Origin of the sequence: Marichromatium sp. AB31 (genome assembly GCF_003718685.1) — a bacterium.
Taxonomy (GTDB): domain Bacteria; phylum Pseudomonadota; class Gammaproteobacteria; order Chromatiales; family Chromatiaceae; genus Marichromatium; species Marichromatium gracile.
Genome location: NZ_RHFI01000001.1, coordinates 192,056 through 207,416 on the forward strand (window position 1 = coordinate 192,056; position 15,361 = coordinate 207,416).

The following is a 15,361-nucleotide window of genomic DNA, read 5'->3' on the forward strand; positions in this document are numbered from 1 at the left end:
TCAGCGGCCAGTGGGTGTGCGTCCTCGACGACGGCGGCGCCTTCCGCCCTCCGCCTTCCGCCTTCCGCCTTCCGCCTTCCGCCTGCTGGCGACTGGCGACTGGCGACTGGCGACTGAACCCTACTTGCCGATACAGAAGCTGGAGAAGATGCGCCCGAGCAGGTCTTCAGAGGTGAAGCGGCCGGTGATCTCGCCGAGCGCGCGCTGGGCGAGGTGGAGTTCCTCGGCGACCAGCTCGGCGCCGACGCCAGCGGCCTGGGCGCGGGCCGCCGACTCCAGTGCGGACAGTCCCTGGCGCAGGGCGTCGAGATGGCGACGACGGGCGGTGAAGGCCCCCTCGGGGTGGGCACCGACCCCAGCAACCGCCTTGAGATGTTCGCGCAGCAACTCGAGCCCGCGCCCCTCGCGCAGCGACAGCGCGATCTCGGTGCCGTCCTCAGCCTCGTCGATACCCGGCTCAACGCCGGTCAGGTCGATCTTGTTGCGCAACCGGGTGACGCGCACCCCCTCGGGAAGGCTTGCGGCGGTCTCGGTGTCGGGTCCCTGGGTGGCGTCGTAGACCCACAGCACCAGATCGGCGCGCCCGAGCTGCTCGCGGGCACGACGCACCCCCTCGCGCTCGACCGGGTCGTCGCTGTTGCGGATGCCGGCGGTGTCGATGATGCGCAGCGGCAGACCATCGATCTGGATGTCGCTGTGCAACAGGTCGCGGGTGGTGCCGGGGATGTCGGTGACGATGGCGGTATCGGCCCCGGAGAGGGCGTTGAGCAGGCTCGACTTGCCGGCGTTGGGGGCGCCGGCGATGACCACCGAGAGCCCCTCGCGGATGCGACAGCCCTGGTGCGCCTCGGCGAGCACCGCGCGGGTCATGGCGATCAGCTCGGCGAGATCGGCGGCGATCCGCGACGCGTCGCCAGGATCGATCTCCTCCTCGCTGAAGTCGAGCGTGGCCTCGAGATAGGTGCGCAGCCGCACCAGCCGCTCGACCAACGCCTCGATCCGCCGCGAGAAGGCACCCTGCAGGCTGTTGCCGGCGAGCCGGGCGGCGAGCGCGGAGGCGCTCTCGATGAGATCGGCGACGGCCTCGGCCTGGGCGAGATCGAGCTTGCCGTTGAGGAAGGCGCGTTCGGTGAACTCGCCGGGACGCGCGGGGCGGGCGCCGAGTTCGAGACAGCGCTGCAGCAGCAGATCCATCACCACCGGACCGCCGTGCCCCTGGAGTTCGAGCACGTCCTCGCCGGTGAAGGAGGCCGGGGCGACGAAGCGCAGCGCGATGCCGGCGTCGATGAAGCCGCCCGCGGCGTCGCGGAAGACGCCGAAATGGGCCTGACGGGGGGCGGGCAGGGTGCCGAGCAGGGCGCGGGCGATCGCGGCGACGCCCGCGCCGCTGACCCGGACGATGCCGACACCCCCGACGCCGGGCGGGGTGGCGACGGCGGCGATGGTGTCGGCACTCATCGGGCTAGCGCTTCTGCTTGGCCGTGCCAGCACCCTGCTCGATCTGACGGGTGATGTGCCACTGCTGGGCGATCGAGATGATGTTGTTGACCGTCCAGTAGAGCACCAGACCCGCCGGGAAGAAGGCGAAGAACACGGTGAAGACGAACGGCAGCGCCATCATGATCTTGGCCTGCATCGGGTCCGGCGGCGGCGGGTTGAGCTTCTGCTGCACGAACATCGACACGCCCATGATCAACGGCAGGACGTAGTAGGGATCGGGCGCCGAGAGGTTGTCGAGCCAGAGGATGAAGGGTGCGTGACGCATCTCGACGCTCTCGAGCAGCACCCAGTAGAGCGAAATGAACACCGGGATCTGCACCAGGATCGGCAGACAGCCGCCGAGCGGGTTGATCTTCTCGGTCTTGTAGAGCTCCATCATCGCCTGGTTGAGGCGCTGCTTGTCGTCGCCGTAGCGATCCTTGATGGCCTGCAGGCGCGGGGTGAGCTTGCGCATGTTGGCCATCGAGCGATAGCTGGTCTCGGAGAGCTTGAAGAAGGCCAGCTTGATCAGGATGGTGAGCACGATGATCGCCCAGCCCCAGTTGCCGACCAGCGCGTGGATCTTCTCCAGCACCCAGAAGATCGGCTGCGCGATCACCGTCAGCCAGCCGTAGTCGACTGCCAACTCGAGCCCGGGGGCGATGGCGGCGAGGTCGTCCTGCAGCTTGGGACCGACGAACAGCCGATTGTCGAAGCTGTGGGTGGCGCCGGCGGGGATGGTCACCGCCGGCGAGTACTTGCCGATGATGTAGCGCGAGTCACCGACGACCTTGGTATAGAAGGTCTCCTGGACCTGACGCGGCGGGATCCACGCGGCCATGAAGTAGTGCTGGATCATCGCGATCCAGCCATCGGTCACGCTGCGATCGAGCTTGTCGTCGCGCATGTCGTCGAAGGACACCTTCTTGTACTTCTCTTCGGGGCTGTAATAGACGCCGCCGGTGAAGGTGTGGACGAAGCTCGGCTCGTTGGGATCGTAGAAGTCGGTACGCTGGAGCTGGTTGTACTCACGCGCCACCAGCGCCGCATCGGTGGTGTTGGTCACCCGCTGCGCGGTGTCGATAACATAGCTGCCACGCTCGAAGGTGTAGACACGCTCGACGGCGACGCCGTTCTCGCCCTGCCAGCGCAGCACCACCTGGAGCTGGTCCTGGCCGTCCTCGAGACGGTACTCGGACTGCTCGGCGGTGAATTGCGCCTCGTGGGTCGGCAGCGTGCCGGCCTGCTGGCCGAGCAGCCCCGACTGGGCGATGAACATGTTCGGCGGCACCGGCTTCATCAGCCGGAACTTGTCCTCGGGGCGCTCGGGCACCACCGCATAGTCAAGCAACCAGGCGCTGGAGATGGATCCGCCCTGGGGCGAGATCTCGAGACGCAGCACGTCGGTCTCGACGACCACGGGCGCGGCGCCGGCGGCGCGCATCTCGGCGCCCATGACTCCAGGGGTGGCGGCATCCGGGGTGACGGCCACACTGGGCACGTCCGCCGGCGCCGAACCGGCCTCTCCGGGGAGCGCGCCTGCCGACTCGGTCATTGCGACCTGCGGCGACTGTGGCCGCCCGTAGTCTTGCATCCAGGCCTCGTAGATCAGGAACGAGACCGCGGCGAGGGCGAGAAACAGGATCAGGCGCACATTATCCATGAGTCGATGTCTGCCTTGCTGGGGGAACGGGATCGACGCCGCCGGGGTGCCAGGGGTGACAACGCAGCACACGGCGTACGGCGAGATAGCTGCCGTAGACCGGGCCGTGGCACTCGATGGCCTCGATGGCGTAATGGGAACAGGTCGGATAGAAGCGACAACGCGGTCCGAGAAGGGGACTCAGGACGTACTGGTACACGCGAATCAGACCGGTCAGGATTCGGCGCATGGTTGTTTCTTCCTGATGGTTGCCCAGGCACGCTCGAGATGGTCGAACAGTCGCCGATTGGGCAGCGTCGGTGCACCACGCGCGCACATGACCACGACATCCACCCCGGGGAGGGTGCGATGGTGGTTCCGGAAGCTTTCGCGGACGAGACGCTTGAGCCGGTTGCGGTCAACCGCGCGTCGCGCGCACTTCTTAGAGATTGCCAGCCCGAGTCGCGCACGCCCGCTCCCGTTGGGACGGAACAGGACGACGAAGCCCTGCTGTCCAGCGCGGACGGGATCGCTGAAGACGTGTCGATACTGCGTGGCGCACGTCAGCCTTCGCTCGCGCGGAAAGGCTTGCTCGGCGCGACCGGCGGAGCGCTCGGGGTTCAGAGCGCGAGACGCGCGCGGCCCTTGGCGCGACGGGCAGCAAGGACCTTGCGGCCGTTACGGGTGGCGCTACGCGCACGAAAGCCGTGGGTACGAGCGCGCTTCAGGCGGCTCGGTTGAAAAGTGCGCTTCATGGTCGGTACTCCAGGGAGTTTGGAATTGGCAGCACGGGGCGCATGGCACCCCTTTATAAAAGGCGCGAAAATTTAATCAATCTAGCGTGAAAAGTCAATCCCGTTTTCGTCTTAACCTGTGGATAAGTCGCGCCGAGAGCGCTAGACTCCGAGCGCACCGGAGTGGTTCGAGGTGCGCCTCGTCAACCAACTCCGCGACGAGGGTACCGCCCGAGAGCGGTACGGGTGCGGGCAACGAGACGAGGATCGGGATCAACTGTGGGTGTGTGGGAAAAATGCGTCAAGCAGCTGAAGGGAGAATTGACCTCGGCCGAGTACAACACCTGGATCCTGCCGCTCCAGGCGCGCATCGACGCCGATGTGCTGCGTTTATTCGCGCCCAACCGTTTCGTGCTCGACTGGACCCGTCAGCACTATGAGCCGCGACTGCTCGAACTGTGTGCGCTGCACAGCGAGGGGCAGGTCTCGCGGATCACCTTCAGCGTCGGCGGCATCGACCAGAGCGTCGCCACGCCCGACCCCACGCCGGCACCGAACCGCCCCCGCGCCAGCGCCCCGGCGGTGGCGACGGCGAGCGGTGACGACCGTGACCGCCAGCTCAGCGCCAACCTCAACCCCGACTTCACCTTCGACAGCTTCGTCGAGGGCAAGTCCAACCAGCTCGCCCGCGCCGCCTCCTTCCAGGTCGGCCAGAATCCGGGGGCAGCCTACAATCCGCTGTTCATCTATGGAGGAGTAGGGCTGGGCAAGACCCACCTGATGCACGCGGTGGGCAACATGGTGCTCGCCTCCAACCCCAGTGCCCGGGTCGCCTATCTGCACTCGGAGCGCTTCGTCGCCGAGATGATCAAGGCGCTACAACACAACCGCATCGACGAGTTCAAGCGCACCTATCGCTCGGTCAACGCGCTGCTGATCGACGACGTCCAGTTCTTCGCCGGCAAGGAACGCTCGCAGGAGGAGTTCTTCCACACCTTCAACGCGCTGTTCGAATCTCGTCAACAGATCGTGTTATCCAGCGATCGTTTCCCCAAGGAAGTGGTCGGACTCGAGGAGCGGCTGCGTTCACGTTTCGGTTGGGGGCTGACGGTTTCGATCGAGCCACCGGACCTCGAGACCAGCGTCGCCATCCTCCACAGCAAGGCCAGTCTGCTCGGCATCGACCTGCCCGAGGACGTCGCCTTCTTCGTCGGCCGCCGGATCCGCTCGAACATCCGCGAGCTCGAGGGCGCGCTGCGCCGGCTGGTGGCCAACGCCCAGTTCACCGGCAAGCCGATCACCCTCGACTTCGCCAAGCACGCGCTGCGCGACATGCTCGCGGCGCAGGACAAGCAGGTCAGCATCGAGAACATCCAGAAGACCGTGGCCGAGTACTTCAAGCTACGGGCTTCGGACATGCTCTCGGCCAAGCGCAGTCGCTCGATCGCCCGACCGCGCCAGATCGCCATGGCCCTGGCCAAGGACCTGACCAAGCATAGCCTCCCCGAGATCGGCAACGCCTTCGGCGGGCGCGATCACACCACCGTGCTGCACGCCACGCGCAAGATCAAGAGCCTGCGCGAGAGCGACGCCGGGGTCGAGGAGGACTACAGGAATCTGCTGCGAATCCTGACCTCCTGAGTCGCGCACAGGTCCAGGGTCGCGCCGGTCGGTGGTCGTATCCATCACATACGACACCGCAACCGCCCATTCACGATTTTTAGGAGACATTCATGGAATTCGTCGTTAACCGCGAGATCTTGTTGCCGGCGCTGGGGAAGGTGATCGGTGTCGTCGAACGCCGTCAGACGCTGCCGATCCTCGGCAACTTCCGCCTGGCGGCGCGCGAGGGCGAGCTCACCATCCTCGGCACCGACCTCGAGGTCGAGGTCCAGACCCGCTGCGAGGCGGCGGTCCAGGAGGTCGGCGAGACCACGGTCCCGGCACGCAAGCTGGTCGACATCTGTCGCAACCTCGGCGAGGGCACCGACATCCGCTTCCGTATCAGCGACGAGCGCTGCGTGGTCACCGCCGGGCGCGGACGCTTCTCGCTCGGCGTGCTGCCGGCGGTCGACTTCCCGGTGATGGAACAGGAACAGGGCGGGGTCGAGTTCGGACTCGACGAGGCCGGTTTCAAGCGGGTGCTGGAGAAGACCGCCTTCGCCATGGCCCAGCAGGACGTGCGCTATTATCTCAACGGTCTGTTGATCGAGTTCGACGCCAATGGGCTGACCGCGGTGGCCACCGACGGTCATCGACTGGCCAAGTTCAACACCGATCTCGGGGTCGCGGCGGTCGATGGTCGCCAGGTCATCCTGCCGAGCAAGACGGTGCTCGAACTGCGCCGCCAGCTCGGCAACTCCAACGACCCGGTCTCGGTAAGCCTGGGCGAGAAGAGCATCCGTCTGGTGATCGGCGACATGATGATGACCTCGAAGCTCGTCGACGGTCGCTACCCCGACTACGAGCGGGTCATCCCCCAGCAGCTCGCCAAGTCGGCGGTGATCGACAAGGAGCCGCTCAAGCGCGCGCTCTCGCGCACCGCCATCCTCTCCAACGAGAAGTATCGCGGCGTGCGTCTGGGCTTCGACAACGGGCTGCTCAAGCTCCAGGCCCACAACCCGGAGCAGGAGGAGGCCGAGGAGGAGGTCGAGATCGAGTACCAGGGCGAGTTCACCGCGATCGGCTTCAACGTCTCCTATCTCACCGACCTGCTCGGCGTGCTCGATGGCAACGAGGTCGAGGTCAGCTTCCAGGACGGCAACAGCAGTTCGGTGTGGCGGGGCAGGGACGCGGAGGCCGAGACCTACGTGGTGATGCCGATGCGCCTCTAGTCGCACCCCGGAGAGATGTCCGCGCCCACTCCCGTCTGCCCGCTGCGCACGCTGCGGGTGGTCCATCTGCGTCGCTGTCGTGAGGTCGCGCTGGAGACCGCCGCCCCCGTGGTGGTGATCACCGGCTGCAACGGCGCGGGCAAGACCACGCTGCTCGAGGCGGTCTATCTGCTCGCCCGCGGGCGCAGCTTCCGCGGCCGCAAGGCCGGTCCGATGACCACCCGCGGCGAGCGCGGCACCCTGGTCGAAGGGCGTTGCGAGGCCGATGCACCGGACGGACGTCTACTGCGTTATCGGCGCGATCATCATGGTCGCGAGCACAGCCTCGACGGTCTGCCCTGGCCGCCAGCGGGTGACCAACGTCCGCTGCGCATCAAGCTGATCGGTGAGAACGCCCAGTCGCTGCTCGAAGGCGACCCGGCACTGCGCCGAACCTTTCTCGACTGGAACCTGTTCCACGTGGAACCTCGACTCGGCGCGCTCAGACGAGAACTCTCCCGGGTCCAGCAACAACGCAACGCCGTGCTGCGACGCGGTGGTGGGCGAGAACTCGCGGTCTGGGATCGGGCGCTGAGCGAGCTGGGCGAGCGTATCGACCATCAGCGTCAGACGTTCTTCACACGCTGGCGGACACGCTTCCACGAACTCGCCGCGACCTTCCCCTTCCTCGATGCCTCGGATCTGGTGTTCGCTCGGGGCTGGTCGGCGCAACAGTCGCTGGCCGAGGCCATCGTCACCGCGCGGCGCGCAGAACTCAGCCGAGGGCATACCCTGATCGGTCCCGGACGAGCCGAATTCCAGCTGGAGCGCGACGGCGCCCGGCTCGCGCTCTCGCGCGGCCAGGCCAAGGTCGTGGTCTGTCTGTTGCAGCTCGCCGCCGAGCAGGTCCATCGCGATCAGGGGCTGGCGCCGGCACTCTGGCTGCTCGACGACATCGAGGCCGAACTCGACGCCCATACCCTGGAGCGACTCTGGGGGCTGATCGGCCAGCGCGACGGTCAGTGCATCCTCACCCGGGTCGCGACCGCCCCGGATCCAGGCCCTTGCACCCGCCCCAACGCGACCCGGGTGTTTCACGTGGAACACGGGGCTGTAGGCTCGAGCGCCGAGCATTGATCTGATGCGCCTGTTCCACGTGGAACCGGGGCTCGCCGAACGGTTCCCGACTCGGACCTCGGGCACCGCTTGTTGCACGTGAAACCATCGGCGCACAAGGCAGAAGGCTGAACAGGGTGTTCCACGTGAAACCCAATCCAGGCCACAGGCCCGACGATCGTTGTACGACGCCCAAGCAGGGCGGCATCCCGTATAATCAGGGGATGAGACGACCGCCCTGGACCCTCGCAGCGCGCGTAGTGTGTCGGCATCGGCCGCTCACCGTCGACGCGGGGCACGCCCCCCGTCCCGTGCAGGCCCTCGCCCACCGGGGCCGCGCCAGGTCATGACGCCCGGAGGCCTGCACGGAGGACGCCCTGTGCGTTTCAGCACGACGCCCCAGAACACGACGCTCGGCTCGAACACCGAACCGCGTATCCCTCGATCCTTTGCCCTTTGCCCCCCGGGCATCGAACGACAGGATCTCACTCATCGCCCGAAGCAGATCACATGACGTACGATTCCTCCAACATCAAGGTACTCCGCGGATTGGACGCTGTCCGCAAGCGTCCGGGTATGTACATCGGCGACACCGACGACGGCACCGGTCTTCACCACATGGTGTTCGAGGTGGTCGACAACTCCATCGACGAGGCACTCGCCGGTCATTGCTCGAGCATCAGCGTAACCCTGCATGCCGACGGCTCGGTCTCGGTATTCGATGACGGACGCGGCATCCCCGTCGACATCCACGAGGAAGAGCAGCGCTCGGCCGCCGAGGTCATCCTCACCGTGCTCCACGCCGGCGGCAAGTTCGACGACAACTCCTACAAGGTCTCCGGCGGCCTGCACGGGGTCGGCGTCTCGGTGGTCAACGCGCTCTCCGAGTGGCTCAAGCTGCGTATCCAGCGCGGCGGGCACATCTATGAGCAGGAGTACCGCATGGGCGAGCCCGTGTATCCGCTCAAGCGCGTCGGCGACACCGAGCAGACCGGCACCGAAATCCGCTTTCAGCCCTCGCCCGAGATCTTCACCAGCCTCGATTTCCACTACGACATCATGGCTCGTCGGCTGCGCGAACTCTCCTTCCTCAACTCGGGAGTGCGCATCACCCTCAGCGAGGAGGCGACGGGGCGCAGCGACCACTTCGAGTACCAGGGTGGCATCCGCGCCTTCGTCGAGCACCTCAACAGCAACAAGGAGCCGATCCACCCGACGGTGATGCACTTCAGCGCCGAGCGCCAGGACATCTCCGTCGAACTGGCGATCCAGTGGAACAGTGGGTATCAGGAGACCATCTTCTGCTACACCAACACCATCCCGCAGCGCGACGGCGGCACCCACCTCGCGGGGCTGCGCGCCGCGCTCACCCGCACCCTCAACAGCTATATCGAGCAAGAGGCGCTGGACCGCAGCCAGAAGGTGCGCGCCATCGGCGACGACGCTCGCGAGGGTCTCACCGCGGTGCTTTCGGTCAAGGTACCGGACCCCAAGTTCTCCTCGCAGACCAAGGACAAGCTGGTCTCCTCGGAGGTCAAGTCGGTGGTCGAGTCGCTGGTTGCCGAGCAGCTCAGCATCTTCCTCGAGGAGACCCCGAACGAGGCCAAGTCGATCGCCAACAAGATGCTCGAGGCGGCGCGCGCGCGTGACGCCGCGCGCAAGGCGCGCGAGATGACCCGACGCAAGGGCGTGCTCGACATCGCCGGGCTTCCCGGCAAGCTCGCCGACTGTCAGGAGAAGGACCCGGCACTCTCCGAGCTCTATCTGGTCGAGGGCGACTCGGCCGGCGGCTCGGCCAAGCAGGGGCGCGATCGCAGCTTCCAGGCGATCCTCCCGCTCAAGGGCAAGATCCTCAATGTCGAGAAGGCGCGCTTCGACAAGATGCTCTCCTCGGCCGAGGTCGGCACCCTGATCACCGCGCTCGGCTGCGGCATCGGACGCGAGGAGTACAACCCCGACAACCTGCGCTATCACCGCATCATCATCATGACCGACGCCGACGTCGACGGCGCCCACATCCGCACCCTGTTGCTCACCTTCTTCTACCGGCAGATGCCCGAGCTGGTCGAGCGCGGCCACATCTATATCGCCCAGCCGCCACTGTTCAAGATCAAGAAGGGCAAACAGGAGGAGTATCTGCTCGACGAGCCGGCGCTCAACAATGCCATGCTGCAGACCGCGCTCGACGGCGCCGAGCTGCACGTCTCGCCCGACGCCATGGCACTGGCGAACACCGCGCTGGAGGCCCTGGCGCGTGACTATCAGGTCTTCGTCGGCATCGTCAAACGGCTCGCCGCACGCTATGACGCGGCCTTCCTCGAGGAGCTCACCCGGCTGCCCGCGCTCGAGACCGCGACCTTCACAGACCCCGAGGCCTTCGCGCAGTGGCACCAGCGTCTCGAGTCCGGGCTCAACCGTGAGCAGTCGCCCTCGCTGCACTACCGCGTCAACCATGTCGCCGCCACCGAGGAGCGCGCCGCGGGGCTGGAGGTGGTGAGACTGATCCACGGCATTCCCGACACCCGCTTCGTGCCGCTGGAGTTCTTCCAAACCGCCGACTACAAGCGCCTGGTCGACTACGGCGCCAAGGTCGACGGCCTGCTCGAACCGGGCGCCTACATGGCCCGTGGCGAGCGCCGCCGCGAGATCAGCTCGCTCGGCGAAGGCGTTCGCTGGCTGCTCGCCGAGGCCCAGCGCGGCTACAGCATCCAGCGCTACAAGGGTCTCGGCGAGATGAACCCGGAGCAGCTGTGGGAGACCACCATGAACCCGGAGGGTCGGCGTCTGCTCCAGGTCTCGATCGAGGATGCGGTCGCCGCCGATCGCATCTTCACCACCCTGATGGGCGATCAGGTCGAGCCGCGCCGTCAGTTCATCGAGCACAATGCGCTCAACGTCGAGAACCTCGACGTCTAGAACCCGGTTGCCGAAGGCGTCGCCCTGAAGCGGCGTCCTCGGCGCCGGGATCGCTCAACACCCAGGCACCCAGGGTGCCTGGTGACGCATCGACAAGAGAATCAGGCAGGCCCAACCATGCAATGGGAAACCGTCATCGGTCTCGAGATCCACACCCAGCTCGCGACCCAATCCAAGATCTTTTCCGCGGCACCGACGGCCTTCGGCGCCGAACCCAACACCCAGGCATGCGCCATCGATCTCGGACTGCCCGGGGTGCTGCCCGTGCTCAACGCCGAGGTCGTGCGCCTGGCGGTCCGTTTCGGCACCGCGATCGGCGCCGAGATCGCCCCGCGTTCGGTGTTCGCGCGCAAGAACTACTTCTACCCGGACCTGCCCAAGGGCTATCAGATCAGCCAGTACGAGCTGCCGATCGTCGGTCGCGGCCAGGTCGAGATCGTGCTCGATGACGGCAGCGTGAAGACCATCGGCGTGACCCGCGCGCACCTCGAGGAGGACGCCGGCAAGTCGCTCCACGACGACAGCCTGCTCGGTGGCGGCTACACCGGTGTCGACCTCAACCGCGCCGGCACCCCGCTGCTGGAGATCGTCTCCGAGCCCGACATGCGCTCGCCGGAGGAGGCGGTCGCCTACGCGCGCAAGATTCACCAGCTGGTGCGTTACATCGGCATCAGCGACGGCAACATGCAGGAGGGCTCGTTCCGCGTCGACGCCAACGTCTCGGTACGCCCGCTCGGCAGCGACACCTTCGGCACCCGCACCGAGATCAAGAACGTCAACTCCTTCCGCTTCCTCGAACGCGCCATCGCCTTCGAGGTCGAGCGCCAGATCGACCTGCTCGAGGATGGCGGCAGCGTGATCCAGGAGACCCGGCTCTACGACGCGGCCAACGACGAGACCCGCTCGATGCGCACCAAGGAGGAGGCCAACGACTACCGTTACTTCCCCGACCCCGACCTGTTGCCGGTCGAGATCGACGCCACCTTCATCGAGCGCGTCGCTGCCGATCTGCCCGAACTCCCGGACGCCAAGCGTGCCCGTTTCCGTGACGACTTCGGGCTCTCCGAGTACGACGCCAACCTGCTCGCGGGCAGCCGCGCGCTGGCCGACTACTTCGAGGCCGCGGCACGCGCCAGCGGCGAGCCCAAGCTCGCCGCCAACTGGGTCAGCGGCGAGCTGATGGCCGCGCTCAACAAGGCGGGACTGGAGATCGAGGCATCGCCGGTGAGCGCCGAGGGACTCGCCGGGCTGATCGCCCGGATCAAGGACGGCACCATCTCGGGCAAGATCGCCAAGCAGGTGTTCGAGGCGATGTGGCAGGGCGAGGGCGATGCCGATCAGGTGATCGAACAGAAGGGGCTCAAGCAGATCACCGACACGGGGGCGATCGAGTCGATGATCGACGGGATCATCGCCGCCAACCCCGCACAGGTCGAGCAGTACCGGGCCGGCAAGGACAAGGTGTTCGGCTTCTTCGTCGGTCAGGTGATGAAGGCCAGCGCCGGCAAGGCCAACCCCCAGCAGGTCAACGCCATCCTCAAGGACAAGCTGAAACCTTGACCTGACCGGTCGCGGCATCACGCCTGCCACCCTGTGGCGGGCGTGATGTCGGCGAACCTCAGGGCGTGAACTTGTAGCGCGCCTCGCTCACCCGCCCCTGGGCATAGACCTGACGCCCCTGGGGCAACACCCAGGCCATCTCGTACTGCGCCGGGATCAGCATCCCGCCATGCTCGCGATACTCCCAGAAACGCATCTCCCAGGGGGTCTCGATCCGGGTGCCACCGACCCGCCGCTCACGCGCCGGCGCCCGCACCGAGCGCACCATCCCGCCATCATCGAAGGTGAAGACCGCATCGACGCCGACGCCGTCGTCCTCCAGGGTCGCACGGGCATGCCGGTCGTCGATTGCCTCCCAGGTCACCCCCTGACTCGGCAGCAACCGGGTCGGATACCACACCGCCTCGGCAAAAAAACGGGTAAGTTCGCTCCTCGCGCCGGCCTCATCCTCGCGCGAGCGTACCAACGGGATCAGGCCGAACAGCTTGTAGCGGGCCACTCCAACCCCGGCGAGCAGGCCCTGATGGGCGAACAGCCCGAGCCCGGGCAGCCAGCGCAGCCGCGCATCCCACAACCAACCGGGACGGGCGACGAAGACCCGCTGACGGGCACGGAAGGGGACCCAGCGGGTGCGGGCGCGACCGAGATCGATCTTGCCCTCCTGGGCGATCTCGGCGGCGGCCACCAGCGGCTGTCGCGCACTCAACACGGCATGGAAATAGGCCTGCACCGGCTCCGGCAGCCCCTGCAGCTCATCGCGCTCGAAGGTGCGCGGCGTCACCGCACGCCTGGCCGCCTCGAGCCGCTCGACCAGCGCCACGGTCACGCTCTGCCAACGCGTGACCCCGAGCAGAATGATCACCGCCGGCACCATGATCAGCGCGAACAGCACGAAAAATAGCGTATTCAACAACATGTCCGTTCCTGATTGCAGATAAGAGGAACGTCACACGCCAGTGCCCGCAGGCTTCCCCGGGACCAAGATCCGGCGCGCGACTCACGAACCGACCCTCCAGGTCGCGATACATGATCGCGCACCTCAGCTACCAGTCGCCAGCTGCCAGTCGCCAGCCAGGGGCGCCATGCCGTCCCCACTGGAAGCTGGCGACTGGCCGCTGGTAGCTAATGGCCAGCGGCTGATGGCCGCTCAATATCGATACGCCGACTCGATACGCCCGCGGGTGAGGACGCCGTAGACGTGGTCGATCCCCGGGGCCAGGGGACGCTGGACATAGAGCGCCTCGACCCCGCGGGCATTGAGCTGCTCGATCGCCTCCTGGAGGGTCGCCTGGAGGTGGATGGGGGCCAGCTCGAAACGCTCGGCGGGGATCTCCAGCAGATCGATCTCGACCGTCTCCGGGGTACGCGCAAGCTCGCTGGCAACCGCCAGTCCGGGCATCAACACGCTGGGAGCACCGTCCTGGTCGACGATGATCCAATCCGGCGCATCGGCGACCAGACGTTCGGCCTTGGCGCGATCGAGCAGCCTTTGCTGGCGCACGAAGCCGGTGTTCATCACGCTCGCCACGCCGCTCCTGCGCAATATCGCGATCACCGGGTTGGCGCGATAATCGAGCCCCTTGGCGCGCAGCAGGGTCAGGAACATCGAGTCCTTGCCGAACAGCTGGCGACAGGTCAGCGCCGCGATCACGATCGCCAGCATCCCCGGCATCATCACCCCGGGGTTGTGGCTGAGTTCGACGATGGCGGTGAGCGCGGCCAACGGCGCCTGCAGGCTCGCCCCCATCATCGCCCCCATGCCGAGCAGGGTGTAGAAGGTGACATGGGCGGGATCGAGCGGGACGAAGAACCCACTGATCACCGCGGTGAGATTGCCGACGATCGCCCCCATGAACAGCGCCGGACCGATGTTGCCCCCGGGGATCCCGAGCCCGACGCTGAGCGCGGTGGCGGCGAGCTTGGCGACGAGCAGCACCACCAGAAAGCCCCAGGCGGCCTGACCGGTGAGCAGCGTCTGCTGGGTGTCATAACCGAGCCCCATCACCTCAGGGACCAGGACACCGATGAGCCCGGCGGCAAGCCCCGCAACCAGGTAGCGACGCACCCCACCGAGACGCCCGGCAAGCCGCGCCGCGCCCTGCAACGACTGGATATAGGCCGCCGCGACCGCGCCGGCAAGCACCCCCAGCAACAGCACCGGCAGCAGATCGGCGAGCGAGCCGAGCACGAAGGGCGGGAGCAGCAACACCGGAGCGCTGCCGAAGACGGCCACGGCGACGGCATTGGCGCTCACCGCCGCCAGGGTGACCGGGATGAAACCGCCGATGCTGTAGGGCAGCGCCAGCACCTCCAGGGCAAAGATCACCCCGGCCAGCGGGGTGTTGAAGGAGGCGGCGATCCCGGCGGCGGTCCCGCAGGCGGCCATGGTGCGGATGCTGTTGTTGGGCAGGGAGAAGAGCTGGCCGAGCAGACTGCCGCTGGCCGCGCCGAGATGGACGTGTGGCCCCTCGCGCCCCACCGAGTGGCCGCTGACGATGGCGATGGCCGCACCGACGAACTGCAGCACGAAGCCGCGCAGGGTCAGATAGCCCTGGTGATACTCCATGCGCTCCATCACCCGGGCCACGCCGAGCACCTGGATACCCTGAGCAAAGCGCAGGAAGATCACCCCGATGACCAGCGCCCCGGCGAGCGGCAACAACAACCGTACCCAGATGGCGAGCGCCTCGTAGTTCTCGCCATGCTCGGGCAGCCAGGCCGCCTGGGCACCCTCGACCACGAGCCGGAAACCGACGATCACCGCACCGGCCAACAGCCCGGTCAACAACCCGATGGCGGCGTGCCACACCAGCGCCTCCGGGCGCGACAGACGCAGCCGGAGCCACTCCAGCGAGGGATGGAACCAAGTCGGCAACGGGCTAGGACGACGCATGCGCCGCATTCTTGCCGCCACCGCCGGGCATGGCAAGGTATCAATCGCCAGCGACCAGCGACCAGCGACCAGCGACCAGCGACCAGCGACCAGGGGATTGAACCGCAAAGCCGCAAAGGGCGCGAAGAAGGAAAGAGCCTCCAGCGATCAGCCTCCAGCTGCCAGTGGCTGTCTGTCTTCGAGTGTTGGTTGGAAATGCACGCCAACC

General features: G+C 66.8%; 12 protein-coding genes. 5 read left to right on the plus strand and 7 right to left on the minus strand.

Annotated features, from left to right (window positions below):
* Positions 1–120 precede the first annotated feature (120 nt).
* From mnmE to rpmH, 5 genes are read right to left on the minus strand one after another with little or no spacing between them, the layout of a single operon-like run.
* Positions 121–1,458: a tRNA uridine-5-carboxymethylaminomethyl(34) synthesis GTPase MnmE gene (mnmE, locus tag EBL84_RS00875; protein WP_123139094.1), complete on the minus strand. Its 1,338-nt coding sequence runs from the start codon at positions 1,456–1,458 to the stop codon at positions 121–123.
* A 4-nt stretch (positions 1,459–1,462) separates the two neighbouring features.
* Positions 1,463–3,142: a membrane protein insertase YidC gene (gene yidC / locus EBL84_RS00880; RefSeq protein ID WP_123139095.1), complete on the minus strand. Its 1,680-nt coding sequence runs from the start codon at positions 3,140–3,142 to the stop codon at positions 1,463–1,465.
* The gene (gene yidD / locus EBL84_RS00885) at positions 3,135–3,371 is read right to left on the minus strand and encodes a membrane protein insertion efficiency factor YidD (protein WP_005222249.1); all 237 of its coding nucleotides are present in this window, start codon (positions 3,369–3,371) and stop codon (positions 3,135–3,137) included. Before yidD ends, yidC begins: the two co-directional genes overlap by 8 nt.
* Complete coding sequence (gene rnpA, locus EBL84_RS00890; protein WP_123139096.1) at positions 3,356–3,745, minus strand: ribonuclease P protein component; 390 nt, start codon at positions 3,743–3,745, stop codon at positions 3,356–3,358. The genes yidD and rnpA overlap by 16 nt, the downstream gene beginning before the upstream one ends.
* The gene (gene rpmH, locus EBL84_RS00895; RefSeq protein ID WP_005222248.1) at positions 3,742–3,876 is read right to left on the minus strand and encodes a 50S ribosomal protein L34; all 135 of its coding nucleotides are present in this window, start codon (positions 3,874–3,876) and stop codon (positions 3,742–3,744) included. The genes rnpA and rpmH overlap by 4 nt, the downstream gene beginning before the upstream one ends.
* Before the next feature lie 258 nt (positions 3,877–4,134).
* Here rpmH and dnaA point away from each other — a divergent pair, with 258 nt between their 5' ends.
* The 5 genes from dnaA (at position 4,135) to gatB (ending at position 12,260) form a co-directional block, all read left to right on the plus strand.
* On the plus strand, positions 4,135–5,496 hold the full coding sequence (gene dnaA / locus EBL84_RS00900; protein ID WP_123139097.1) for a chromosomal replication initiator protein DnaA: 1,362 nt from the start codon (positions 4,135–4,137) through the stop codon (positions 5,494–5,496).
* 92 nt (positions 5,497–5,588) lie between these two features.
* Positions 5,589–6,689: a DNA polymerase III subunit beta gene (dnaN, locus tag EBL84_RS00905; RefSeq protein WP_123139098.1), complete on the plus strand. Its 1,101-nt coding sequence runs from the start codon at positions 5,589–5,591 to the stop codon at positions 6,687–6,689.
* A gap of 15 nt (positions 6,690–6,704) precedes the next feature.
* Positions 6,705–7,805, plus strand: coding sequence for a DNA replication/repair protein RecF (locus tag EBL84_RS00910; protein WP_123139099.1), 1,101 nt, complete (start codon positions 6,705–6,707; stop codon positions 7,803–7,805).
* Between the two features lie 489 nt (positions 7,806–8,294).
* Positions 8,295–10,700, plus strand: coding sequence for a DNA topoisomerase (ATP-hydrolyzing) subunit B (gyrB, locus tag EBL84_RS00915; protein ID WP_123139100.1), 2,406 nt, complete (start codon positions 8,295–8,297; stop codon positions 10,698–10,700).
* A 117-nt stretch (positions 10,701–10,817) separates the two neighbouring features.
* Positions 10,818–12,260 carry an Asp-tRNA(Asn)/Glu-tRNA(Gln) amidotransferase subunit GatB gene (gene gatB, locus EBL84_RS00920; RefSeq protein WP_123139101.1) on the plus strand — a complete coding sequence of 481 codons (1,443 nt, stop codon included), beginning with the start codon at positions 10,818–10,820 and terminating at the stop codon, positions 12,258–12,260.
* Positions 12,261–12,318: 58 nt separating this feature from the next.
* On the opposite strand, the gene EBL84_RS00925 is transcribed toward gatB, so the two are convergent.
* Together EBL84_RS00925 and EBL84_RS00930 are read right to left on the minus strand one after the other, a co-directional pair.
* A complete protein-coding gene (locus EBL84_RS00925) occupies positions 12,319–13,176 on the minus strand; it encodes a DUF6544 family protein (RefSeq protein WP_148040249.1) in 858 nt (285 codons plus the stop codon).
* A 231-nt stretch (positions 13,177–13,407) separates the two neighbouring features.
* Positions 13,408–15,153 carry a chloride channel protein gene (locus EBL84_RS00930; protein WP_223806936.1) on the minus strand — a complete coding sequence of 582 codons (1,746 nt, stop codon included), beginning with the start codon at positions 15,151–15,153 and terminating at the stop codon, positions 13,408–13,410.
* Between the last annotated feature and the right edge of the window lie 208 nt (positions 15,154–15,361).

Bases quoted from the DNA above. Each gene is read 5' to 3' on its own strand.
- mnmE (WP_123139094.1), bottom strand. From the start codon at position 1,458: ATGAGTGCCGACACCATCGCCGCCGTCGCCACCCCGCCCGGCGTCGGG.
- yidC (WP_123139095.1), bottom strand. From the start codon at position 3,142: ATGGATAATGTGCGCCTGATCCTGTTTCTCGCCCTCGCCGCGGTCTCG.
- yidD (WP_005222249.1), bottom strand. From the start codon at position 3,371: ATGCGCCGAATCCTGACCGGTCTGATTCGCGTGTACCAGTACGTCCTG.
- rpmH (WP_005222248.1), bottom strand. From the start codon at position 3,876: ATGAAGCGCACTTTTCAACCGAGCCGCCTGAAGCGCGCTCGTACCCAC.
- dnaN (WP_123139098.1), top strand. From the start codon at position 5,589: ATGGAATTCGTCGTTAACCGCGAGATCTTGTTGCCGGCGCTGGGGAAG.
- EBL84_RS00910 (WP_123139099.1), top strand. From the start codon at position 6,705: ATGTCCGCGCCCACTCCCGTCTGCCCGCTGCGCACGCTGCGGGTGGTC.
- gyrB (WP_123139100.1), top strand. From the start codon at position 8,295: ATGACGTACGATTCCTCCAACATCAAGGTACTCCGCGGATTGGACGCT.
- gatB (WP_123139101.1), top strand. From the start codon at position 10,818: ATGCAATGGGAAACCGTCATCGGTCTCGAGATCCACACCCAGCTCGCG.
- EBL84_RS00925 (WP_148040249.1), bottom strand. From the start codon at position 13,176: ATGTTGTTGAATACGCTATTTTTCGTGCTGTTCGCGCTGATCATGGTG.
- EBL84_RS00930 (WP_223806936.1), bottom strand. From the start codon at position 15,153: ATGCGTCGTCCTAGCCCGTTGCCGACTTGGTTCCATCCCTCGCTGGAG.